The organism is Sphingomonas sp. MMS24-J45 (assembly GCF_044881195.1).
Classification (GTDB): Bacteria; Pseudomonadota; Alphaproteobacteria; order Sphingomonadales; family Sphingomonadaceae; genus Sphingomonas.
Window position 1 is genome coordinate 2,341,039 of the sequence record NZ_CP173255.1, and the last position, 19,314, is coordinate 2,360,352.

Below are 19,314 nucleotides of genomic sequence, written 5' to 3' on the forward strand. Positions count from 1 at the left end.
TGGCATCGCCTCGGCGGGCCGATCGGCTAGTATCGCGGCATGGATATGACCGTCACGCCGCCTGCACCGCGCACCGATCCCGCCACCATCGCCGTGCTGGAGGCGATCGAGACGCGGCTGCGCTGGCTATCTTCCTGGACGATCCACAATGCCAACCATCTGCGCGAGAGCCGTGACGGACTGAAGGTCGGTGGGCATCAGGCGAGTTGTGCGTCGATCACCGCGATCATGACCGCACTCTATTTCGGCGCGCTGCGCCCGCAGGACAAGGTCGCGGTCAAGCCGCATGCCGGCCCGGTGCTGCACGCGATCCATTACATGCTCGGCCAGCAATCGCTCGATGCGCTGCAACGCTATCGCGGCCTCGGCGGGGCGCAAAGTTACCCCAGCCGGACCAAGGACAAGATCCCGGTCGATTTCTCGACCGGCTCGGTGGGTCTCGGCGTTGCAATCACGGCGTTTGCTTCGCTGATCCAGGATTATCTGATCGCGCATGGCGACATGGCGGAATCTGATGCCGGGCGGATGATCGCACTGATGGGCGATGCCGAACTGGACGAGGGCAATATCTACGAATGCCTGATCGAGGCGTATAAACACGACATCCGTAATTGCTGGTGGATCGTCGATTACAACCGACAATCGCTCGACAGCACGACGGCGGACCGCATGTTCCGCCGCTTCGATGACATTTTCGAAACCTGCGGCTGGCGGGTCGAGACGCTGAAGCACGGACGCAAGCAGCGCGAGACCTTTGCGCGACCCGGCGGGCAGGCGATCGCCGACTGGATCGACGAATGCCCCAATGCCGAATTCGCCGCGCTGACCTATCAGGGGGGCGCGGCGTGGCGCGCGCGGCTGACCGCCGATCTGGCGGAGTTTCCGCAAACGCTGGCGCTGATCGCCGAGCATGACGACGCCGCGCTCGCCGCGTTGATGACCAATCTCGGCGGGCATTGCATCGCGACGTTGCTGGAAGCGTTCGCGCGCTGCGACGACGACAAGCCGACGCTGTTCATCGCCTATACGGTGAAGGGCTACGGCCTGCCGTTCGCCGGGCACAAGGACAATCATTCGGGATTGATGAACCCCGGCCAGATCGAACAATTGCGCGGCGATCTCGGCATTGCGGCAGGTGACGAATGGGAACCCTATGGCGGGCTGGGTGCGAATGTCGCGGCGTCGGCGCGCGCGGTGGTCGAGGCGAGCGCGCTTGCCCAAGGGCAGCACGTTCCGGCGGCGCAAGCCGTGCCGGTCCCCGATAGCTTGCCGGTGCCCGATGGGGCCGAACTTTCGACGCAGGCGGCGTTCGGGCGAATCCTGCTCGATCTGGCCAAGTCCGGGCATCCTCTTGCGGACCGTATCGTCACGACGTCGCCTGACGTGACGGTCTCGACCAACCTCGGCGCGTTCGTGAACCAGCGTGGACTGTTCCGGCGGCAGGAATTGAAGGACGTCTTCTCCGCCGCGCGCATTCCCACCGCGCAGAAATGGGCCGGGCATGGGGCTGGGCAGCATATCGAACTGGGCATCGCCGAAAATAACCTGTTCCTGATGCTCGCCGCACTCGGTCTTGCCGCGCCGCTGTTCGGATCGCGCCTGATGCCGATCGGGACGGTGTACGACCCCTTCATCGCGCGCGGCCTCGATGCGCTCAACTACGCGTGTTACCAGGATGCGCGCTTTTTGCTGGTGGCGACGCCGTCGGGCCTGACGCTGGGGCCGGAGGGTGGGGCGCACCAGTCGATCAACTCCCCGCTGATCGGCATCGGCCAACCGGGCCTGACCTATTTCGAGCCCGCCTTTGCTGACGAACTCGCGCTGATCATGGGCTGGGGATTCCGACATATGCAGGCGGCGGATGGCGGCTCGGTCTATCTCCGCCTGTCCACGCGCACGATGCCGCAGATCGAACGAACTGACACGGGCTGGCAGGAAGGTGCGCTTGCCGGCGGCTATTGGCTGAAAGCGCCGAGCGGACCGGCGGATCTGGCGATCGTCTTCACCGGCGCGATCACGCCCGAAGTGCTGGAGGCGGCCGCGCTGCTGGCCGACGATGTGCCGGGGCTGGGGCTGCTGATGGTGACCTCGCCCGATCTTCTGCATCGCGGCTGGTCGGCGCGGCACGCCGGGCGCTGGACCGGTGCGCGCGTGCCGAGCCATGCCGAGCAATTGCTGGCGCAGCTTGCGCCCGATGCCAAGCTCGTCACGATCATCGATGGCGCGCCATCGACGCTGTCCTGGCTCGGCGGTGTGCGCGGGATGCGCGTCAGCCCGCTCGGTGTCGATCGCTTTGGCCAGACCGGTGACGTGCCTGATCTGTTTCGCAGCTATCGGCTGGATGCGGATGCGATCGTCGATGCGGTGGCGGAGCTGTGCTTGGGGGCGGTTGAGGGGGCCTCAAACTGATCCCTCTCACCCGTTCGTTTCGAGCGAAGTCGAGAAACCCGAACCCGCGCCCTGACCAAGGCTTCTCGACTTCGCTCGAAGCGAACGGAAGAGAGATCAGCCCGAGTGGGCTTCCGCCGACAACCCCCGCGCAAGAAAGTCCGCGACGACATCCGCCACGTCATCGGGTGCCATGTCCTGCCCCCACACCCCGAAGCGCAGCCCCAGGAACACGTTCATCCCCATGATCGCCCAGGCGTGGACCTCGGACACGTCGCCGCGCACTTCGCCACGCACCGCCGCCGCTTTCAAGCGCGCCGCGATGCGCTCGGCAGTGGTCGCGTAATGCAGCTTGAAGGATTCGGGATCGACGAATTCGGATTCGTCGATGATCCGGTAGATTTCCTTATGCCCGCGCACGAAGGCGATGAATTCGCGTAAGCCCGCACGCTCCGCCGCGATCTGGTCGGGTGCGGCGCGGATCGCGGGGGCGACGCGGTCTCGCACCTGGTCCGACATATCGCGGACGAGCGCGCGGAACACCGCATCCTTCGAATCGAAATACGTGTAGAAACTGCCCAGTGCGACGCCTGCACGGCGCGTGATGCCGCTGACCGATGCCTCGTGAAAGCCACGCTCGCCGAATTCGATCGCAGCGGCATCTAGGATCGCGCGCAGCGTGCGCCGCCCGCGCTCGGTGCGCGGGGCCTTGCCCGCGCTTGCTGCCGACATGCCATCGTCCGGTACCGCGGCTGTGGCATTCGGGACACCTTCCATCGCCATCAACGACGCCTCCCCATTTCCCAAGTTGAAACCTGGTTCAGGTTTCAGTATAGCGACTGCGACCGGCGCACAACCCGAATGATATCGGGGCCATGATGGGAGCGCCACAGGAGGGGAAAACCAATGACACGCCTGATTTCCGCGCGCGCCGTGCTCTATGCTGGAGCCGCCCTTGCTGCCTTTGCCGCGGCACCCGTATCCGCACAGACCGCACCGACCGAGGCACCCGCCGCGCAGGAGCAGGACGTGGCGGACGGCGACATCGTCGTCACCGCGCGCCGTCGTGAAGAGACGCTGCTCGACGTGCCGATCGCCGTCACCGCTTTCTCCGCCGCGCGGCTGGAACAGACCGGCGCGGTCGATTTGACCGACCTGCAGAACGTCACACCGAACACCACGTTGAAGAATGCGCGCGGTACAAACTCGACGCTTGCCGCCTTCATCCGCGGCGTCGGGCAGCAGGATCCGGTTCCCGGTTTCGAGGCGGGCATCGGCATCTATCTCGACGACGTGTATCTGAACCGCCCGCAGGCCGCCGTGCTCGATGTCTATGATGTCGAACGGATCGAGGTGCTGCGCGGGCCGCAGGGCACGCTCTATGGCCGCAACACGATTGGCGGCGCAGTGAAATATGTCACCAAGAAGCTGCCCGACGTGGCGGAGGCGAATTTCAAGGCGAGCTACGGCTCGTTCAATCAGGCTGACGGCATCGTCAGCCTGTCGACCCCGATCGGCAGCCTGTTCAAGGTGGGCGTGGCGGGTGCGCGGCTGACCCGCGACGGCTTCGGGCGCAACACCAACCTCAACATCGACAATTACAACAAGAACGTCTGGGCGGCACGCGGCACGGTCGAATTCGAATCGCCCGATCAGCGCATGTCGATCCGCCTGACCGGCGACTATACCGAGGACAAGTCGAACGCGCGCAACGGATCGCGCCTGATCCCGGGGATCGTCTCGGGCATTCCGGTCCAGTCCAATCCGTTCGACACGCGCGCCGGGCTCAACAGCCCGCGCCAGAACATTCAGGCGGGCGGCCTGTCGATGGTCGCTACGGCGGAGCTTACCGATCATTTGACGCTTAAGAGCATCAGCGCCTTCCGCAAGGATCGCTCCTTCACGCCGATCGACTTCGACGCGCTACCCGCAGTCGATGTCGACGTGCCGGCGGTCTATCGCAACCAGCAGACCAGCCAGGAATTCCAGCTCGCCTACAAGAGCGACAAATTGAACGGCCTGATCGGCTTCTATTATCTGGGGGCAAAGGCTTCCACCGGGTTTGACGTGCTGCTGTCGACCACGCTCGCCAATTTCAACGCTTACACCGCGGGCGATGTGCGGACCGAAACCAGCTCGATCTTCGGCGACTTCACCTATGATTTCACCGACCAGTTCAGCCTGTCGCTCGGCGGTCGCTATACTTGGGACGAACGCAGCTCGTATGTGTTCAAGGCGAGTTATTTCGGCACGACTTCCGAATTCGGCGGCAATCCGATCCTGATCGGTGCGCCCTCGACCGATTTCCGTGGTGTCGCGAAGTTCAAGCGCTTCACCCCGCGCGTGTCGGTGAACTTCAAGCCGACGGCCGATCATCTGCTCTATGCGTCTTATTCGGAAGGCTTCAAAGGCGGCGGGTTCGATCCGCGCGGATCGGGCACCTCGGCTCCCGACGTCAATCAGGATGGCATCCGCAGCTATCAGGAAATCTACAACTATCTGTTGTTCCGCCCGGAAATCGTGAAATCGTATGAAATCGGCTATAAGGGTTCGCTGTTCGACAAGCGGTTGAACATTGCGCTCGACGGCTTCTATTCGGATTACACCGACGTCCAGGTGCCCGGGTCGGTCGGCTGCATTCAGAACGGGGTGGCGTCGTTCTGCGGCATCACCACCAATGCCGCCAAGGCCAAGATCAAGGGCGTCGAAGCGGAGGCGACCGCGGTGCTCGCGCGCGGCTTCGCTGGCGCCGGGTCGAACGTCTCGCTGTCGGGCACGCTCGGCTATATCGATGCGAAGTATAAGACCTTCATCGGGCCGACCGGCGTGGATGTCGCCAATGTCCGCGTGTTCCAGAATACGCCGGATTGGACGCTGTCCTCGACGCTGTCGGGCACGCTTCCGGTCGGCCGCGGCAAGGTCAACGCCAACACCACGATTTCGTATCGCAGCCTGACGCACCAGTTCGAAACGGCCAGCCCGTTCCTCGATCAGCCGGGCTATGCGCTGTGGGATGCGAATTTGACCTACAGCTTCGGCCGCGGCGGGCGCTATTCGATCGGCGTCCACGCCAAGAACATCACCAACAAGATCTACAAGACGGCCGGCTATCAATATATCCGCACCGATCTGGCGGGGAATCCGATCAGCCTGACCAACGTGCCGGTGCCCAACGGTCCGTATGTCGCGACGCTCGGCAAGGAAGGCATCGCCACCGCCTTCTACGGCAACCCGCGGCAGATCTTCGGGACGATCACCGCGAAGTTCTGATCGCTCGATCGGGGCAAACAAAAAGGGCGCTTGCCACTGGCAAGCGCCCTTCTTTGTGTCGGCCTACCGCGCGATCAGGCGAGGTCGAACCGGTCGGCGTTCATCACCTTGGTCCAGGCGGCGATGAACGCGTGGACGAACGCGCCCTTGGCGTCATCGGTCGCATACGCCTCGGCCAGGGCGCGGAGCTGCGAGTTGGCGGCGAAGATCAGGTCGACGCGCGTCGCGGTCCACTTCTGCTCGCCGGTCTTGCGGTCGCGTGCGACGAACACGTCTTCCGCGTCCGACGGTTCCCACTTCATCGCGATGCTGGTCTTCAGCAGATTGACGAAGAAGTCGTTGGTGAGCGCACCCGGACGATCGGTAAACACACCGTGGGTCGATCCACCGACATTGGCACCGAGCACGCGCAAGCCACCCAGCAACACCGTCATTTCCGGCGCGGTGAGCGTCAGCAGATGCGCGCGATCGACCAGCAATTCCTCCGCCGACCACGGCTGATCGCCGCTCTTGAAGTTGCGGAAGCCATCGACCTTGGGTTCGAGCGGGGCGAACGAGTCCGCGTCGGTCTGCTCCGCCGACGCATCGGTGCGGCCCGGCGTGAAGGGCACGGTCACGTCGTGCCCCGCCGCCTTCGCCGCCGCCTCGACCGCCGCGCAGCCGCCGAGCACGATCATGTCCGCCAGCGACACGGGCTTGCCGAAGCTGCCGCGGACCTCATCCAGCTTGGCGAGCGCCGCTGCCAGTTCGGACGGTTCGTTGACTGCCCAATCCTTTTGCGGGGCAAGCCGGATGCGTGCGCCGTTGGCACCACCGCGCATGTCGGTGCCGCGATAGGTCGAGGCCGACGCCCATGCGGTCGCCACCAGCCGCGAAATCGACAGGCCGGACGCGAGGATCTTGGCCTTGAGCGCGGCGATGTCGGCATCGTCGATCAGCGGATGGTCGACGGCCGGCACCGGATCCTGCCACAGCCGCGGTTTGGCGGGGACTTCCGGCCCGAGCAGCCGGTTGTGCGGCCCCATGTCGCGGTGCGTCAGCTTGTACCACGCCTCGGCAAAGGCCTTGGTCAGCGCCTCAGGGTTCTCATAGAAATGCCGCGAGATCTTCTCGTATGCCGGGTCGAACCGCAGCGCGAGATCAGTCGTCAGCATCATCGGCGCGTGGCGCCTGGACGGATCGTGCGCGTCCGGCACGGTGCCCTGCGCTTCGGGGTTCTTGGGCGTCCACTGCTGGGCACCGGCCGGGCTGCGCGTCAGTTCCCATTCGAATTCGAACAAATTCTTGAAATACAGGTTCGTCCATTTGGTTGGTTCCTGCGTCCACGCACCTTCCAGCCCGCTGGTGATGGTATGGACCCCGTTGCCGCTTCCAAGGGTGTTCTTCCAGCCCAGACCGACCTGCTCGATCGGCGCACCTTCGGGCTCGGGGCCGACATAATCGTCGGGCACGCCCGCGCCGTGGGTCTTGCCGAAGGTGTGACCACCGGCGATCAGCGCGACGGTTTCCTCGTCATTCATCGCCATGCGCGCAAAGGTCTCGCGAATGTCGCGCGCGGCGAGCAGCGGATCGGGATTGCCGTTCGGGCCTTCCGGATTGACGTAGATCAGGCCCATCTGCACTGCGGCAAGCGGGTTGGCGAGATCGCGCTCCCCGGAATAGCGCTTGTCACCGGCGAGCCATTCACGCTCTTCACCCCAATTCACGTCGGTCGCCGGTTCCCACACATCGACACGGCCGCCAGCGAAACCGGCGGTTTCGCCGCCCATCGATTCGATCGCGCAATTGCCCGCCAGCACCATCAGGTCGGCCCAGGACAGCTTGCGGCCGTATTTCTGCTTGATCGGCCACAGCAGCAGCCGCGCCTTGTCGAGATTGGCATTGTCCGGCCAGCTGTTGAGCGGGGCAAAGCGCTGCTGCCCGGCGCCCGCGCCACCGCGCCCGTCCCCGATGCGATAGGTCCCCGCACTGTGCCACGCCATGCGGATGAACAGCGGACCGTAATGGCCGTAATCGGCCGGCCACCAATCCTGCGATTCGGTCATCAGCGCGAAAATGTCCGCCTTGACCGCGGCGAGATCGAGGGTCTGGAATTCCGCCGCATAATCGAAATCCGGCTCCATCGGGTCCGCTTGCGGCGGGTTTTGGTGCAGGACGGTCAGGTCGAGCTGGTTCGGCCACCACAGGCGGTTGGTCATCTCGAACAGGACGGCATTGCCGTCCACACGACCTGCGCCCACCGGGCATTTGGCTTCGACGTTCATGCAAGCTCTCCATTGGCTAGAGTGTTTCTGTGCCGGAGGATGAGCCGCGCCGATTGATCTGTCCAATCGCTTAATTTCTTAAGACTGATCGAAATCACACGCTGAACGTCATGCCCGTGTCGCTTTAATCGCCCCCCGTCGCGCTCTCCGTGCTTGGCATCGCGCCCGCGCCGAGTCCGCCGCCTGACCACCACAGGGGCGCGCTCTTGCGCGTACCGGTCGCGACTTCGTCGAGCGTCAGCGGATCGTAGAGTCTGCCTCCCAGCATGACGCGGTGAATCTTGTCGGTATTGCGGATGTCGACCGTCGGATCGGCGTCGAGCACGACGAGATCGGCGAGCTTGCCGACTTCGAGCGAGCCGACGTCCTTGGCATAGCCGAGCGAAGTGGCGGGCATGATCGTGCCCGCGCGCAGTGCGTCGATCGGGCTCCACCCGCCGCGCGCGAACGACCACATCTCCCAATGCGCGCCGAGGCCCGGTTGCTGGCCGTGTGCACCGATCGACACCTGCACGCCACGTGCCGCGAGCTTGCCCGCCTCGCGCGCGCTCTCGTCATCGACGAAGGCGTCCTCCGGCGCCATCGTGCGGCGGCCATTCTGCGCGAGCAACATCGCAGGCGGCTCGTAGCGGGAAACGATCGGATGCTTCCACACATCCATATGCTGCCGCCAATACGGATCGCCCGCCAGGCCGCCATAGGTCACGACCAGAGTCGGCGTGTAATTGGTCTTGGTCTGCGTCCAAAGATCGACCACATCCTTGTAGAAGGTGACCAGCGGCACATTGTGCTCGACCGTGGAATTGCCGTCCTGGATCAGGCTGATGTCCATTGCGAACAGCGATCCGCCCTCCGGCACGACCTCCATATTCTCGCGCTGGGCGGCGGCGACGACCATCTGGCGCTGTTCGCGGCGTGGCTGGTTGTAGTTCTTCACGCTGTTCGCGCCCTGCGCCTTCAACCGGCGGACGTCGGCCAGCGCATCCTCGATCGAGTCGATCTCGGCATAGACCTCGGGCGATTTCGCGCCATAGATCACCTCGCCGGTCGAGAAGGTCCGTGGGCCGATGATCTTGCCCGCGCGCTGCATTTCCGAGGCGACGAAGATTTCGGACGCGGTCGAGGACGGATCGTGGATCGTCGTCGTGCCCATCGCCAAATTGAGCATCGCCGACCAATTCTGCTGCGGGATCAGATCGTCATCGGCTTGCGGGCCATGCGCGTGCGCATCGACCAGACCGGGGATGATCGTCTTGCCCGCAACGTCGATCGTCTTGGCGCCAGCCGGGACCGGAGTCGATGCTTTCGGCCCGATCGCCACGATGCGGTCGCCGCGGATGACGATCACGCCGTCATCGACGATCCCCCCTTTGGCATCGGCCATCGTCACGATCCGCGCACCGGTCAGCGCGACAATGCCGGTCGGCTTGTCCGCGGCAACCTCCATCGACAGCGAAATACCGGTCTTCGGCGGGGCGAACTTGGGTGCATCGTCGTCGGCCGGTCCAGCGCGGAACAGCGCATCGGTCGTCACCGTGTAGAAGGTCGGCCCCAGCGACCAGTGCAGCTGTGCGCCGTCATGCGACCAGCCGATGAAGCTCGCGCCGTCGCCGCTGACACGCGTGACGGGGAGCGCGCCCTTCTTCGGGTCGACCGCGACATCCTGCGTGCCCGGCATCAAGGGCATCACGAACGCCTGGTAATTCTGCCGGAACGCGAGATAGCGGCCGTCGGGCGAGACCTGGAAATCGTTGACCAGCTCGCCCGATGCATGGACGCGTCGTGCCTGGCCGTTGAGGTCGGTGCTGACGAGCTGGCGCTTGCCCTTGTCCGAGGCGAGGAAGAACACCCGCTCGCCATCCACGCCGAATTGCGGTTCGCTGCCGCCCTTGGTGATGCGTGTCGCTGCCCCGCCGGTCGCGGCGATACGGTACAGACCGGGGTTTTCACTGCCGCGCGCCGCGGTCAGCCCGCCGCCACGCCCGCTTTCGAACACGATCGTGCGGCCATCGGGGGAAAAGCGCGGGTGGCCGTAATGGCCGGCGGCGGTGGTCACGTCCTTCGCCGCGCCACCGGTTGCCGCCACGGTGCGGACCTTGCCGAGGCCGGCGTCAGTCCAGCCGACGAACACCACCGATCGCCCATCGCGCGACCAGCTCGGCCACAGCTGCATCTCGCTCTCGTCACCGCCGCTGACCAGCCGTCGCGCCGTGCCCCCGGCGGCGGGCTTGATCCACAGCTTGCCGAGCGTCTCGAACACGACGCTTTGCCCATTGGGCGACACGCTGGCCCAGCGCGGCATCTTGGTCGTGAAGCGATCGGGTGCGACCGCGACGGTCGGATGCACCGCGTCGATCACCACGCGGGTGTCGTTGACCGCGAAGGGAATGACGCCCGCGCCCGATCCATCGGCCTTCGCGCGCCGGATCTGCCCGCCCGCCCAGAACACGATCGACTGGCCATCGGGCGTCCAGGCCATGTTGGGATAGACGCCGGTGACGGCCCAGGTTTCCTGCACGTCCTGGTCGAGCGCATCGTACACTTTGCGCTCCACCCCGCTGTCGAGATCCTTGACGTAGAGTTTCGACTTGCCCGCCTCGCGCCGGACGAAGGCGATGCGCTTGCCATCGGGGGAGGGCGTGGGGCGCACCGATCCGCCCGCGCCGGAAACGGCCGTGCTGGTTTCGCCCGTCACTAGATCATAGCGTTCGATGTCGAATAGGTCGGTATAGGAATTCTGCGCATATTCGAAGATCGGGCCGGGCGTGACGTTGCGCGTGAAGAACACGCTTTTGCCGTCGGCGGCGTAGATCGGCTCACCCAATTCCTTCTGCAATTCCTCGCTGGCGCGCTTGACCAGTTGCACGCCGCCTCCGCCCGCGACGTGATACAGCCACACCTCGCCCGTGCCGAGCGAGCGCTGCGTCGTGAAATGCTTCTTGGCGACGATGAAGCGGCCGTCCGGGCTCCAGCTCGGCTGGTTGAGCAAGCGGAAATCCTCCTTGGTCAATTGCCGCTTGTCGCTGCCATCGACGTTCATCAGCCAGATATTGTCGCCGCCGCCGCGATCCGAGACGAAGGCGATGCGCTTGCCATCGGGCGAGAAGCGCGGCTGCTGTTCATAAGCGAGGCCCTCCGCGACGCGGGTCGGCGTGCCGCCGGTGACCGGCATGGTGTAGATGTCGCCAAGCAGATCGAACGTGATCATCTTCCCATCGCGCGAGACATCGACGTTCATCCAGCTGCCCTCGCTGACCGCGATCGGCACCTGCCGCGTCGTCATGCCGGGGGGTGCGTTGACGTTCCACTTTGGCGGCTTGGCGGGAGTTGCCGTGGGGGCGGGGGCCGGTGCAGTTTGCGCCGAAAGCGGGCTGGCCAGCATCACCGCGGCGATCACCGCCGTTACATCGTAGCGCATCGAAACTCCTGCCCCCGGATCGTGATGATCCTGTTACCGCATTGGTATGCGGGCGATCTCGTTCCTGCAACCGCGATCGCGGGGGGTGGCATCGGCGCGAGGCTCGCTTAGGATAGGTGCATGACAATCCCGCCCGCACCGCCGGCCCCGGCCAAGCCGACACCGCTGTACGCGCAACTGTATGTCCAAGTGCTGACGGCGATCGTGCTCGGCGCGTTGGTCGGGCATTTCTGGCCAGAGACCGGGGCCGCGCTGAAGCCATTGGGCGACGGCTTCATCAAGCTGGTCAAGATGGTGATCGCGCCCGTCATCTTCCTGACCCTGGTTAGCGGCATCGCTGGCATGCGCGAACTCGGGACGGTGGGGCGGGTCGCGGCCAAGGCGTTCGGCTACTTCCTATTTTTCTCGACTCTCGCCCTAATCTTGGGGCTGGTCGTGGCCAATGTCGTGCAGCCGGGCGCGGGCATGAACGTCGATCCGGTGACGCTCGATGCGGGCGCGGTCGCCGACTATGCGCATCAGGCGCATGAGACGACCGTGGTCGGCTTCCTGATGGCGGTGATCCCCAATACGATGGTCTCGGCGCTGACCGATGGGTCGATCCTGCAAACGCTGTTCGTCGCGATCCTGTTCGGCATCGCGCTCAGCCTGGTGGGGAAACCTGCCGAGCCGGTGCTCGATCTGATCGAGCGGCTCGGGCTGATCGTGTTCCGCGTGGTCGGCATCTTGATGCGTGCGGCCCCAATCGGCGCGTTCGGCGCGATCGCCTTTACCGTCGGCAAATATGGCGCGGGCAGCCTGATCAGCCTCGGCGGACTGGTGCTCACCTTCTATCTCACATCGATCGCGTTCGTCCTGGTCATTCTCGGCGCGGTTGCCTGGGCGCATGGCTTCTCGATCCTGCGATTGCTCACCTACCTCAAGGCCGAACTGCTGCTGGTCTTGGGCACTTCTTCGTCCGAGGCGGCGCTGCCCAATCTGATCACAAAGCTGGAGGCGGCGGGGTGCAACCGCGGGATCGTCGGGCTGGTCGTGCCGACGGGCTATTCGTTCAACCTCGACGGCACCAACGTCTATATGACGCTGGCCTCGCTGTTCATCGCGCAGGCGTGTGGCGTGCATCTGTCGATCGGGGACCAGTTGTTGCTGGTCGGCGTGGCGATGTTGAGCTCGAAGGGCGCGGCGGGGGTGACGGGTGCGGGATTCATCACGCTTGCCGCGACATTGTCGATCGTGCCGTCGGTGCCCGTTGCAGGCATGGCGCTGGTCCTCGGCGTCGATCGATTCATGAGCGAATGCCGCAGCTTGACCAATTTCGTCGGCAATGCGGTCGCCGCGATCGTCGTCGCGCGCTGGGAGGGGAAGCTCGACCGCGCGCGGCTGGCACAGGCGCTTGGCGGCGCGGACGCTTGAAACCGGGCTGCTATCTGCATAGAGCCTCGCTCGGGCGACAGGGGGTTGGGCGCGAGTGTATTGGTATAGAGTGTCCGGTCTCGCGGTTTGCAGCGAGATACGTTTGCCGGGGCTGATCCCGCTCGATGGCATGGTTACTGCCGACGTCACCATCCGGGCAATCGACGTGCCGGCCGCATTGGACGATACGGTCGCCACCGGCCCGAACTGGCAGCGCAGCGACGACCGTTTCCTGCTCGAACTGCCGGCAATCGGTCGCTTCCTGCTTGAGGGGGGGCACAGCATCGGTTTCGCGCGCGCGCCCGATGTCGGCGATCAGGACATCGCCATTTTTCTGGCGGGCAATGTCTTCGGAATCCTGCTGCACCAGCGCAACCATATCGTGCTTCACGCCAGCGCGATCGCGGTCAATGGCAAGGCCGTGCTGTTCTGCGGTGTATCGGGTGCAGGCAAATCGACGCTTGCCGCCGCGCTGGGTGCGCGCGGTTACACGCTGGTAACCGACGATCAGGCCGCGATCACGCTCGACGATGCGGGCGTTCCCGTCGTGCATCCCGACGGACGCTTCCTGAAGCTCTGGAGCAAATCGATCGACGCGCTCGCGCTCGATGATCGCAAGGGCGAGGCGATGCGGGACCGGATGGAGAAATTCTACGTCGACCCCGGTACCGCCAGCGATGCCGCAATGCCGGTCGGCGCGGTTTATATGCTGTTCGAGGACCGCCCTCCGCGCGAGCCCGGCATTGCGCGGCCGAATGTTGTCGACGGATCGCGTTTGCTGATCGCCAACGCTTATCGCCCGGTGCTAGTGCGGCGCATGGGCCAGCGGCAAGCGTATTTTCAGATCGGGGCGGCGATCGCCCATGCTGCGGGCATCTTCACCCTGTCGCGCCCGATGCGGTTCAGCGCGATGGACGATACGGTTTCGTGGCTGGAGGCGCACTGGGCTGAGATCGGCCTGACGGCGGCCACCGAAGTGGCGGACGTGCAGGGGTGAGGCCAACCGTCTGGCTGACGTCCTTCCCGAAATCGGGCAACACCTGGTTTCGTGCGTTGCTCTCCAATCTCGATCCGGCGCGCGACGAGCCGGCCGCGATCAACGCGCTCGACAGCACCGATTCGATCGCCAGCGCGCGCGGCCGTTTTGAAAATCATCTGCTGGTGGATTCGAGCTTGCTCTGGCCAGACGAGATCGACGACCTGCGGCCCGCGCTCTATCGTCATCTTGCAGCGGACACGTACGAAGACCCGTTCGATCCCGAGAGCCAGTATCCGGTGCGTTTCGTGAAAACGCATGACGGCTATACCCATACCCGGTCGGGCGAACCGATGATGGGGGGCGCAGAGGCCGCCGCCGGCGCGCTGCTGTTCGTGCGCGATCCGCGCGACGTTGCCCCGTCGCTTGCCAATCATCAGAATTGCACGATCGACCAGGCGATCGGAATGATGGGCGATCGATCTTTCTGCTTCTGCGCACAACCGCGCTCGCTCGCCAACCAATTGCGTCAGCAACTGCTCGGCTGGAGCGGCTATGCCGCAAGCTGGCTCGATCAGCGCGACGTGCCGGTGCATCTCGTCCGCTATGAGGACATGCACCGTGCCGCCCTGCCAACGCTGCGCGGGGCGTTGCACTTTGCCGGCTGGCCGGCCGACGATGCGCTGATCGAACGCGCGACGCGCTTTGCCGCGATGGACGAATTGCAGCGCCAGGAGGCAGCCGAGGGCTTCGGCGAAGCACCGCAGGCGCGCAGTGGCAGCAAGACCCGTTTCTTCCGTCGCGGCGTGGCCGGCGGGTGGCGCGACGAATTGACCCGCGAGCAGATTCTGCGAATCGAGCAGGATCATGCGGCAATGATGGAACGGCTGGGCTATAGCCTGGCGACGAAGGAGGATTTCGAACATGTCGATCAGCAGGCACGGTGACTGGATTTCGGCCAAGGTTGGCGATGAGATCGTGATGATGAGTGCCGAACAAGGGAAATATATCGGGTTGAACGATGTCGGCGCGCGTGTGTGGGAATTGATCGAGACGCCGCAGACGATCGATGCGCTGGTCGCGGCGCTGCTCGAGGAATTCGACGTGACGCCAGAGGTGTGCCACGACGAGGTGACCGCGTTTATCGAGAAATTGCGTGAAAACAACGCGGTCGAGGGTAGCGCGTAGCACGGGCCGGCCCCGGGTGAGCGCGATTTGGGGCATTTTGCGCTTCGACGATGTCGCTGTCGATGCGGCCGATCTGGAGCGGATGAAGGGCGCGCTGGCGGCGCGCTGTAGCGACGGTGCCGCGACGTTCGCCGATGGGCGCATCGGTCTCGGTCATGGCCTGATGCGGATTACGCGCGAGGACGCGTTCGATCAGCAGCCGCTCTACGATCGCGATGCGCGGCTAGTGCTGGTCGCCGACTGTCGGATCGACAATCGCGAGGAGATCGCGGCAGCGCTCGAGCTCGATCCCGCTGGTCTGGCGACGATGCCTGACAGCGCGCTGGTGCTGCACGCCTATCGCCGTTGGGGCGAGGGGTGCCCGGCGCATCTGATCGGCGACTTCGCCTTCGCAATCTGGGATGTCGCGCGCAAGCGGCTGTTCCTCGCGCGCGATCCCATGGGCCAACGGCCGCTGCACTATCACCTCGGCAACGGGTTCGTCGCGTTCGCGACCGATATCCCGGCCTTGTGGTCGGTGTCCGGCGTGCCGCGAAAGCTCGATGAGATCTGGCTTGCCCGGTACGTCAATTTCTGGGGCAACCGTCCCGATGGCCGGACAGCGTTCGATGAAATCCGCAGCGTCCGGGGCGGGACTACGCTGACCATTGCCCCAGACAGCACGGTGGTGGAGACGCAATATTGGCAACCGCACGCCGACCCGGCGCATCTTGGCCAGGACGATGCGTATTACGTTGCCAAGTATCGGGAAATCCTGGCCGAGGCGGTCGCCTGTCGGGTACGGCGGCTGCTCGCATGGCCCGGCCTGTCGCTGAGCGGTGGTTTCGACAGCGGGTCGATCGCCGCGCTCGCCGGCCCCGCCATGCCCGCCGACGCAAAGCTGGCGACGGTGACCCTCGCCATGCCCGAACGCGCAGAGGGCTGGCCGCGCGATCCGCGCCCCTGGGTCGAGCGGTGCAAGCGCATGATGCCGCATCTCGACGTTCATTACATCGACTGGCGCGATCAGGATCCGCTCGACGGGCTCGATGGCTATATCATGAACAATGGAGGCATGCCGGTATCCAGTCTCGCCTATTCCGATGCGGACCGCTTTCGCGTGTTGCGAGCCGCTGGTGCGCGCTTGGTGATGGACGGCCATGGCGGCGATTATACGCTCAACGATCGTGGCCACACGGCGCTCGCCGATTTCGCGGCCTCCGGGCGCGTGGCGACGTTATGGCGCGAGATGCGCGCGTATCGGCGGATCTCGGGGGAACGGTGGCGTGCGATCGTGCTGCGCCACACGTTGTTCCCCTTGCTGCCGGCATCGGCGCGGCGTTTTCTGCTCGCGGTACGGCGTGGAATGCGGGCCGATGCCGCGATGCTGGCGCTGAAGGACTCCTTCACCGCCCCGTTGGTCGCGGCGGGGCGCGTCCGCGGGCGGGAGCGGATTTCCGTCCGGTCGTCGGAGCGCAACCGTAACCGCGTGATATCCGATTTGCTCTCGCGCCAGTCCGCCAAGGCGCCTGAGCTGGAAGCGATGGCGGCATCGTTCGGGCTTGCGCTGACACGACCCTTTTTCGACCGCCGCGTGATCGAGTTCGCGCTTGCCGTTCCGCTGCACCTCGCCGTGCGCGACGGGCGCAACCGCTACCTTGCTTGCGCTGCGCTGGGCGACATCCTGCCGCGCGAATTTCAGGATCGCCCGCGCGCCAATGATGGCCCGATCGCCGACAAACTGAGCATCGACGATGCCTCGCTTCGCAAGGCAGTCACCGAACTGGAGATGACGCGGATCGGCGCGCATTTCGATTTCGCGCGTGTGCGCACCTTGCTCGATCAGGCCAATAACCCGGACATGGGCACGAACAAGATGCGCCAGAGAGCGCGCGAAATGGCGACGTTATCAATCGTCATCGCGCGCTACACGGCCTGGGTCGATCGGCGGAACTAGGACATCACGGTCACCAAATACCGTCCGACGCGGCGCAGGACCGATCGGCAGGCTTTAGCTTGGCCCCACAACGGCGCCGCCGGTGGTAACGTCACGCGGAGACGGCTGCGTCGGATTTGGCAGCTCCGTCCCGGAAACCTGCGACTCGATCACGACGGGCGTCGACCAGGTTCTTTTGGTCTTTGCGTTATTAGGCAAATCAAACTGCGTATCGTCACTTTGAGTCTTCATTTCGATCTCCAGCCTGACGTTTAGGTCATAGCAGGTTTCGGCAAAGTCTCAATGCCGTTCTTAGTTTTTGGAATCGCACGCAGCTTCTTCTCCCGCATAATACCGGGTCCAAATCGGTTGTTTCGGTCATTGCGGTGACGTCATGATTGGATACGCTCCGCCTGCTCGCGATAAACGACGAGTCGTGATGCGTTGCGTCACAACGGCGCATGTGGGGAGAAATACTGTGGATCCATATCTGGGTGAAATCAGGTTATTTCCGTGGGAGTGGGCGCCCAAGGGGTGGGCGCTTTGTGCCGGACAGCTTCTGTCGGTCAATCAATTTCAGGCGTTGTTCGCCCTGCTTGGCACGACATACGGCGGCAACGGCACGACCAACTTCGCATTGCCCGATCTGCGCGGGCGGGTCGCGATCGATCGCTCGACACAGGAACCGCAGGGAACGCGTGACGGAACGGAGATGGTCACGCTGACCAGCGCGACGATGCCGAGCCACACGCACGCGCTGATCGGTACGTCGACGACGGCGACGCTCAAGGCGCCGACCGGAAACGCCTTGGCCAACGACACGTCGCCGGCCACCGACTTCTACGCTCCTGCATCGGGCAATCCGCTGACGCCGCTTTCGCCCACCGCGATCGGCCTGACGGGCGGCACGCAAGCGCACAACAACATGCAGCCCTTCTTGGTGCTCAATTACTGCATCGCGACGAGCGGCATTTTCCCGTCGCGCAATTGAGCGGCGCACGAACCTCTTCGGGAGCAATCCATCATGTCACAAAATTTCGTCGGAGAAATCCGGATGTTCGGCGGCAACTTTGCCCCCCGCGACTGGATGTTCTGTAACGGCCAACTCCTCAGCATCGCGCAATATCAAACGCTCTACGTTCTGATCGGCACGACCTATGGCGGCGATGGCATCACTACCTTCGCGCTGCCCGATCTTCGCTCCCGCCTCGCGATCGGCGAAGGGTCCGGTCCGGGACTCACCCCGCGCCAGATCGGCCAGAGCGGTGGCACCGAAAACGTCACCCTGACACAGGCACAGATTCCGTCGCACAATCACATGGTGATTGCGACCACCGTGAGCGGCAATCTGACTGGCCCAAGCAACACCGCGGTGCTGGCCGCGCCGGGCGGGACCGGATCCTCGCTCTACGTCGTCCCGGGCGCTACGCCGGTCACGACGGTGCCGCTCGATCCGACATCGGTCGGCACCGCGGGGCAGAGCCAGCAGCACAGCAATCTCATGCCGTCGGTGTGCGTTTCCTTCATCATTGCGCTCAACGGGATTTTCCCCAGCCGCAACTAAATTTCGGGAAGCAAATCATGTCAGATCAATTTATCGGCGAAATCCGCGCGGTTGCCTTCAGCTATCCCCCCTATGGCTGGGCCGTATGCGACGGAACGATCATGGGAATCACGCAGAATTCGGCGCTCTATGCGGTGATCGGCACCACCTATGGCGGCAACGGTACGACGACCTTTGCCTTGCCGAACCTGATGGGCAACGCCGCGATGCACTGGGGCAGCCCCCAGGCCTCACTCCGACGGTGATCGGCCAAGCGCAGGGCAGCGATACGATCACGCTGACGGAAGGCAATCTGCCACTGCATACGCACGTCCTTCAGGGCGGGACCGCTATCGGCAGCACGGGTCAACTGACCGCCACCCCGTCGCCGACAGCCTTATTATCGTTCAGCAATCCGCAACTGGCCTACGCGCCAGCGGCGACCCCGCCGGTGGAGTTCTCGCCGCTGGCGATCACCCACACCGGTGGCGGCCAGCCGCACAGCAATGCGCAGCCCCGGCTCGCCTTGCTCTATTGCATCGCGTTGCAGGGAATTTTCCCGGCACGTAACTGACGCACCTTTGCCAAGGGGTGAAACGGGTGCCGTCGTCCCAACGCGGGCGGCGGCACCGCTCCTATCGATCAGTTGAACACCGCTTCATAATCGATGCCCGCGGCCGTCCGCGCGACGGGGGCGAAGGTGATCTCCAGCGGACCCATCACCGGATGCTCGAGCCGGTAAAAGCCTTGTGGCACCACCTGCTGCGCGGCGCTGCGGAAGATCAGCGAGAAAGGCGCGCGTCCCGCATAGGCCGCGCCGGGACCCGGATTGGCCTCGGCGAGCGTCAGCGGCATGGTGGTACCTTCTGCGCCCTGCAGCAGGAAAACCGTGCCGAGCTGCGCCGCAAAATCCTCGCACGTCAGTGTGGCAATGCTCAC

At 64.5% G+C, this 19,314-nt stretch carries 15 protein-coding genes; 11 read left to right on the forward strand and 4 right to left on the reverse strand.

The features are described from left to right. Positions 1 to 39: 39 nt before the first annotated feature. Positions 40 to 2,409 carry a transketolase gene (locus AB5I39_RS11460; RefSeq protein WP_404366755.1) on the forward strand — a complete coding sequence of 790 codons (2,370 nt, stop codon included), beginning with the start codon at positions 40 to 42 and terminating at the stop codon, positions 2,407 to 2,409. A 96-nt stretch (positions 2,410 to 2,505) separates the two neighbouring features. Here AB5I39_RS11460 and AB5I39_RS11465 read toward each other — a convergent pair whose 3' ends face one another. Beyond that, positions 2,506 to 3,171, reverse strand: a complete 666-nt coding sequence (locus AB5I39_RS11465; protein ID WP_404366758.1) for a TetR/AcrR family transcriptional regulator — start codon at positions 3,169 to 3,171, stop codon at positions 2,506 to 2,508. Positions 3,172 to 3,294: 123 nt separating this feature from the next. On the opposite strand from AB5I39_RS11465, the gene AB5I39_RS11470 reads away from it, so the two are divergent. Beyond that, positions 3,295 to 5,658: a TonB-dependent receptor gene (locus tag AB5I39_RS11470; protein ID WP_404366760.1), complete on the forward strand. Its 2,364-nt coding sequence runs from the start codon at positions 3,295 to 3,297 to the stop codon at positions 5,656 to 5,658. 74 nt (positions 5,659 to 5,732) lie between these two features. Here AB5I39_RS11470 and katG read toward each other — a convergent pair whose 3' ends face one another. Together katG and AB5I39_RS11480 are read right to left on the reverse strand one after the other, a co-directional pair. Further along, the gene (gene katG / locus AB5I39_RS11475; RefSeq protein WP_404366763.1) at positions 5,733 to 7,922 is read right to left on the reverse strand and encodes a catalase/peroxidase HPI; all 2,190 of its coding nucleotides are present in this window, start codon (positions 7,920 to 7,922) and stop codon (positions 5,733 to 5,735) included. Between the two features lie 124 nt (positions 7,923 to 8,046). Next, complete coding sequence (locus tag AB5I39_RS11480) at positions 8,047 to 11,340, reverse strand: amidohydrolase family protein (RefSeq protein WP_404366767.1); 3,294 nt, start codon at positions 11,338 to 11,340, stop codon at positions 8,047 to 8,049. A 120-nt stretch (positions 11,341 to 11,460) separates the two neighbouring features. Here AB5I39_RS11480 and AB5I39_RS11485 point away from each other — a divergent pair, with 120 nt between their 5' ends. The 9 genes from AB5I39_RS11485 to AB5I39_RS11525 all read left to right on the forward strand — a co-directional run bounded on the left by AB5I39_RS11485 (position 11,461) and on the right by AB5I39_RS11525 (position 18,949). Next, a complete protein-coding gene (locus AB5I39_RS11485; protein WP_404366770.1) occupies positions 11,461 to 12,753 on the forward strand; it encodes a dicarboxylate/amino acid:cation symporter in 1,293 nt (430 codons plus the stop codon). Between the two features lie 103 nt (positions 12,754 to 12,856). Beyond that, a complete protein-coding gene (locus tag AB5I39_RS11490) occupies positions 12,857 to 13,750 on the forward strand; it encodes an HPr kinase/phosphorylase (protein WP_404366772.1) in 894 nt (297 codons plus the stop codon). Next, a complete protein-coding gene (locus tag AB5I39_RS11495) occupies positions 13,747 to 14,676 on the forward strand; it encodes a sulfotransferase domain-containing protein (protein ID WP_404366774.1) in 930 nt (309 codons plus the stop codon). The genes AB5I39_RS11490 and AB5I39_RS11495 overlap by 4 nt, the downstream gene beginning before the upstream one ends. Next, complete coding sequence (locus AB5I39_RS11500; RefSeq protein WP_404366776.1) at positions 14,654 to 14,917, forward strand: PqqD family peptide modification chaperone; 264 nt, start codon at positions 14,654 to 14,656, stop codon at positions 14,915 to 14,917. Before AB5I39_RS11495 ends, AB5I39_RS11500 begins: the two co-directional genes overlap by 23 nt. 16 nt (positions 14,918 to 14,933) lie before the next feature. After that, on the forward strand, positions 14,934 to 16,853 hold the full coding sequence (locus AB5I39_RS11505) for an asparagine synthase-related protein (RefSeq protein ID WP_404366779.1): 1,920 nt from the start codon (positions 14,934 to 14,936) through the stop codon (positions 16,851 to 16,853). A gap of 457 nt (positions 16,854 to 17,310) precedes the next feature. Next, positions 17,311 to 17,823, forward strand: coding sequence for a phage tail protein (locus AB5I39_RS11510; RefSeq protein WP_404366781.1), 513 nt, complete (start codon positions 17,311 to 17,313; stop codon positions 17,821 to 17,823). 33 nt (positions 17,824 to 17,856) lie between these two features. Continuing rightward, positions 17,857 to 18,396, forward strand: a complete 540-nt coding sequence (locus AB5I39_RS11515) for a phage tail protein (RefSeq protein WP_404366784.1) — start codon at positions 17,857 to 17,859, stop codon at positions 18,394 to 18,396. Positions 18,397 to 18,413: 17 nt separating this feature from the next. Then, a complete protein-coding gene (locus AB5I39_RS11520; protein ID WP_404366787.1) occupies positions 18,414 to 18,641 on the forward strand; it encodes a phage tail protein in 228 nt (75 codons plus the stop codon). Then, entirely contained in the window at positions 18,638 to 18,949 is a 312-nt protein-coding gene (locus tag AB5I39_RS11525) for a phage tail protein (protein WP_404366789.1), read from the forward strand. Before AB5I39_RS11520 ends, AB5I39_RS11525 begins: the two co-directional genes overlap by 4 nt. Positions 18,950 to 19,017: 68 nt before the next feature. On the opposite strand, the gene AB5I39_RS11530 is transcribed toward AB5I39_RS11525, so the two are convergent. Further along, positions 19,018 to 19,314: a DUF6916 family protein gene (locus AB5I39_RS11530; protein WP_404366792.1), complete on the reverse strand. Its 297-nt coding sequence runs from the start codon at positions 19,312 to 19,314 to the stop codon at positions 19,018 to 19,020.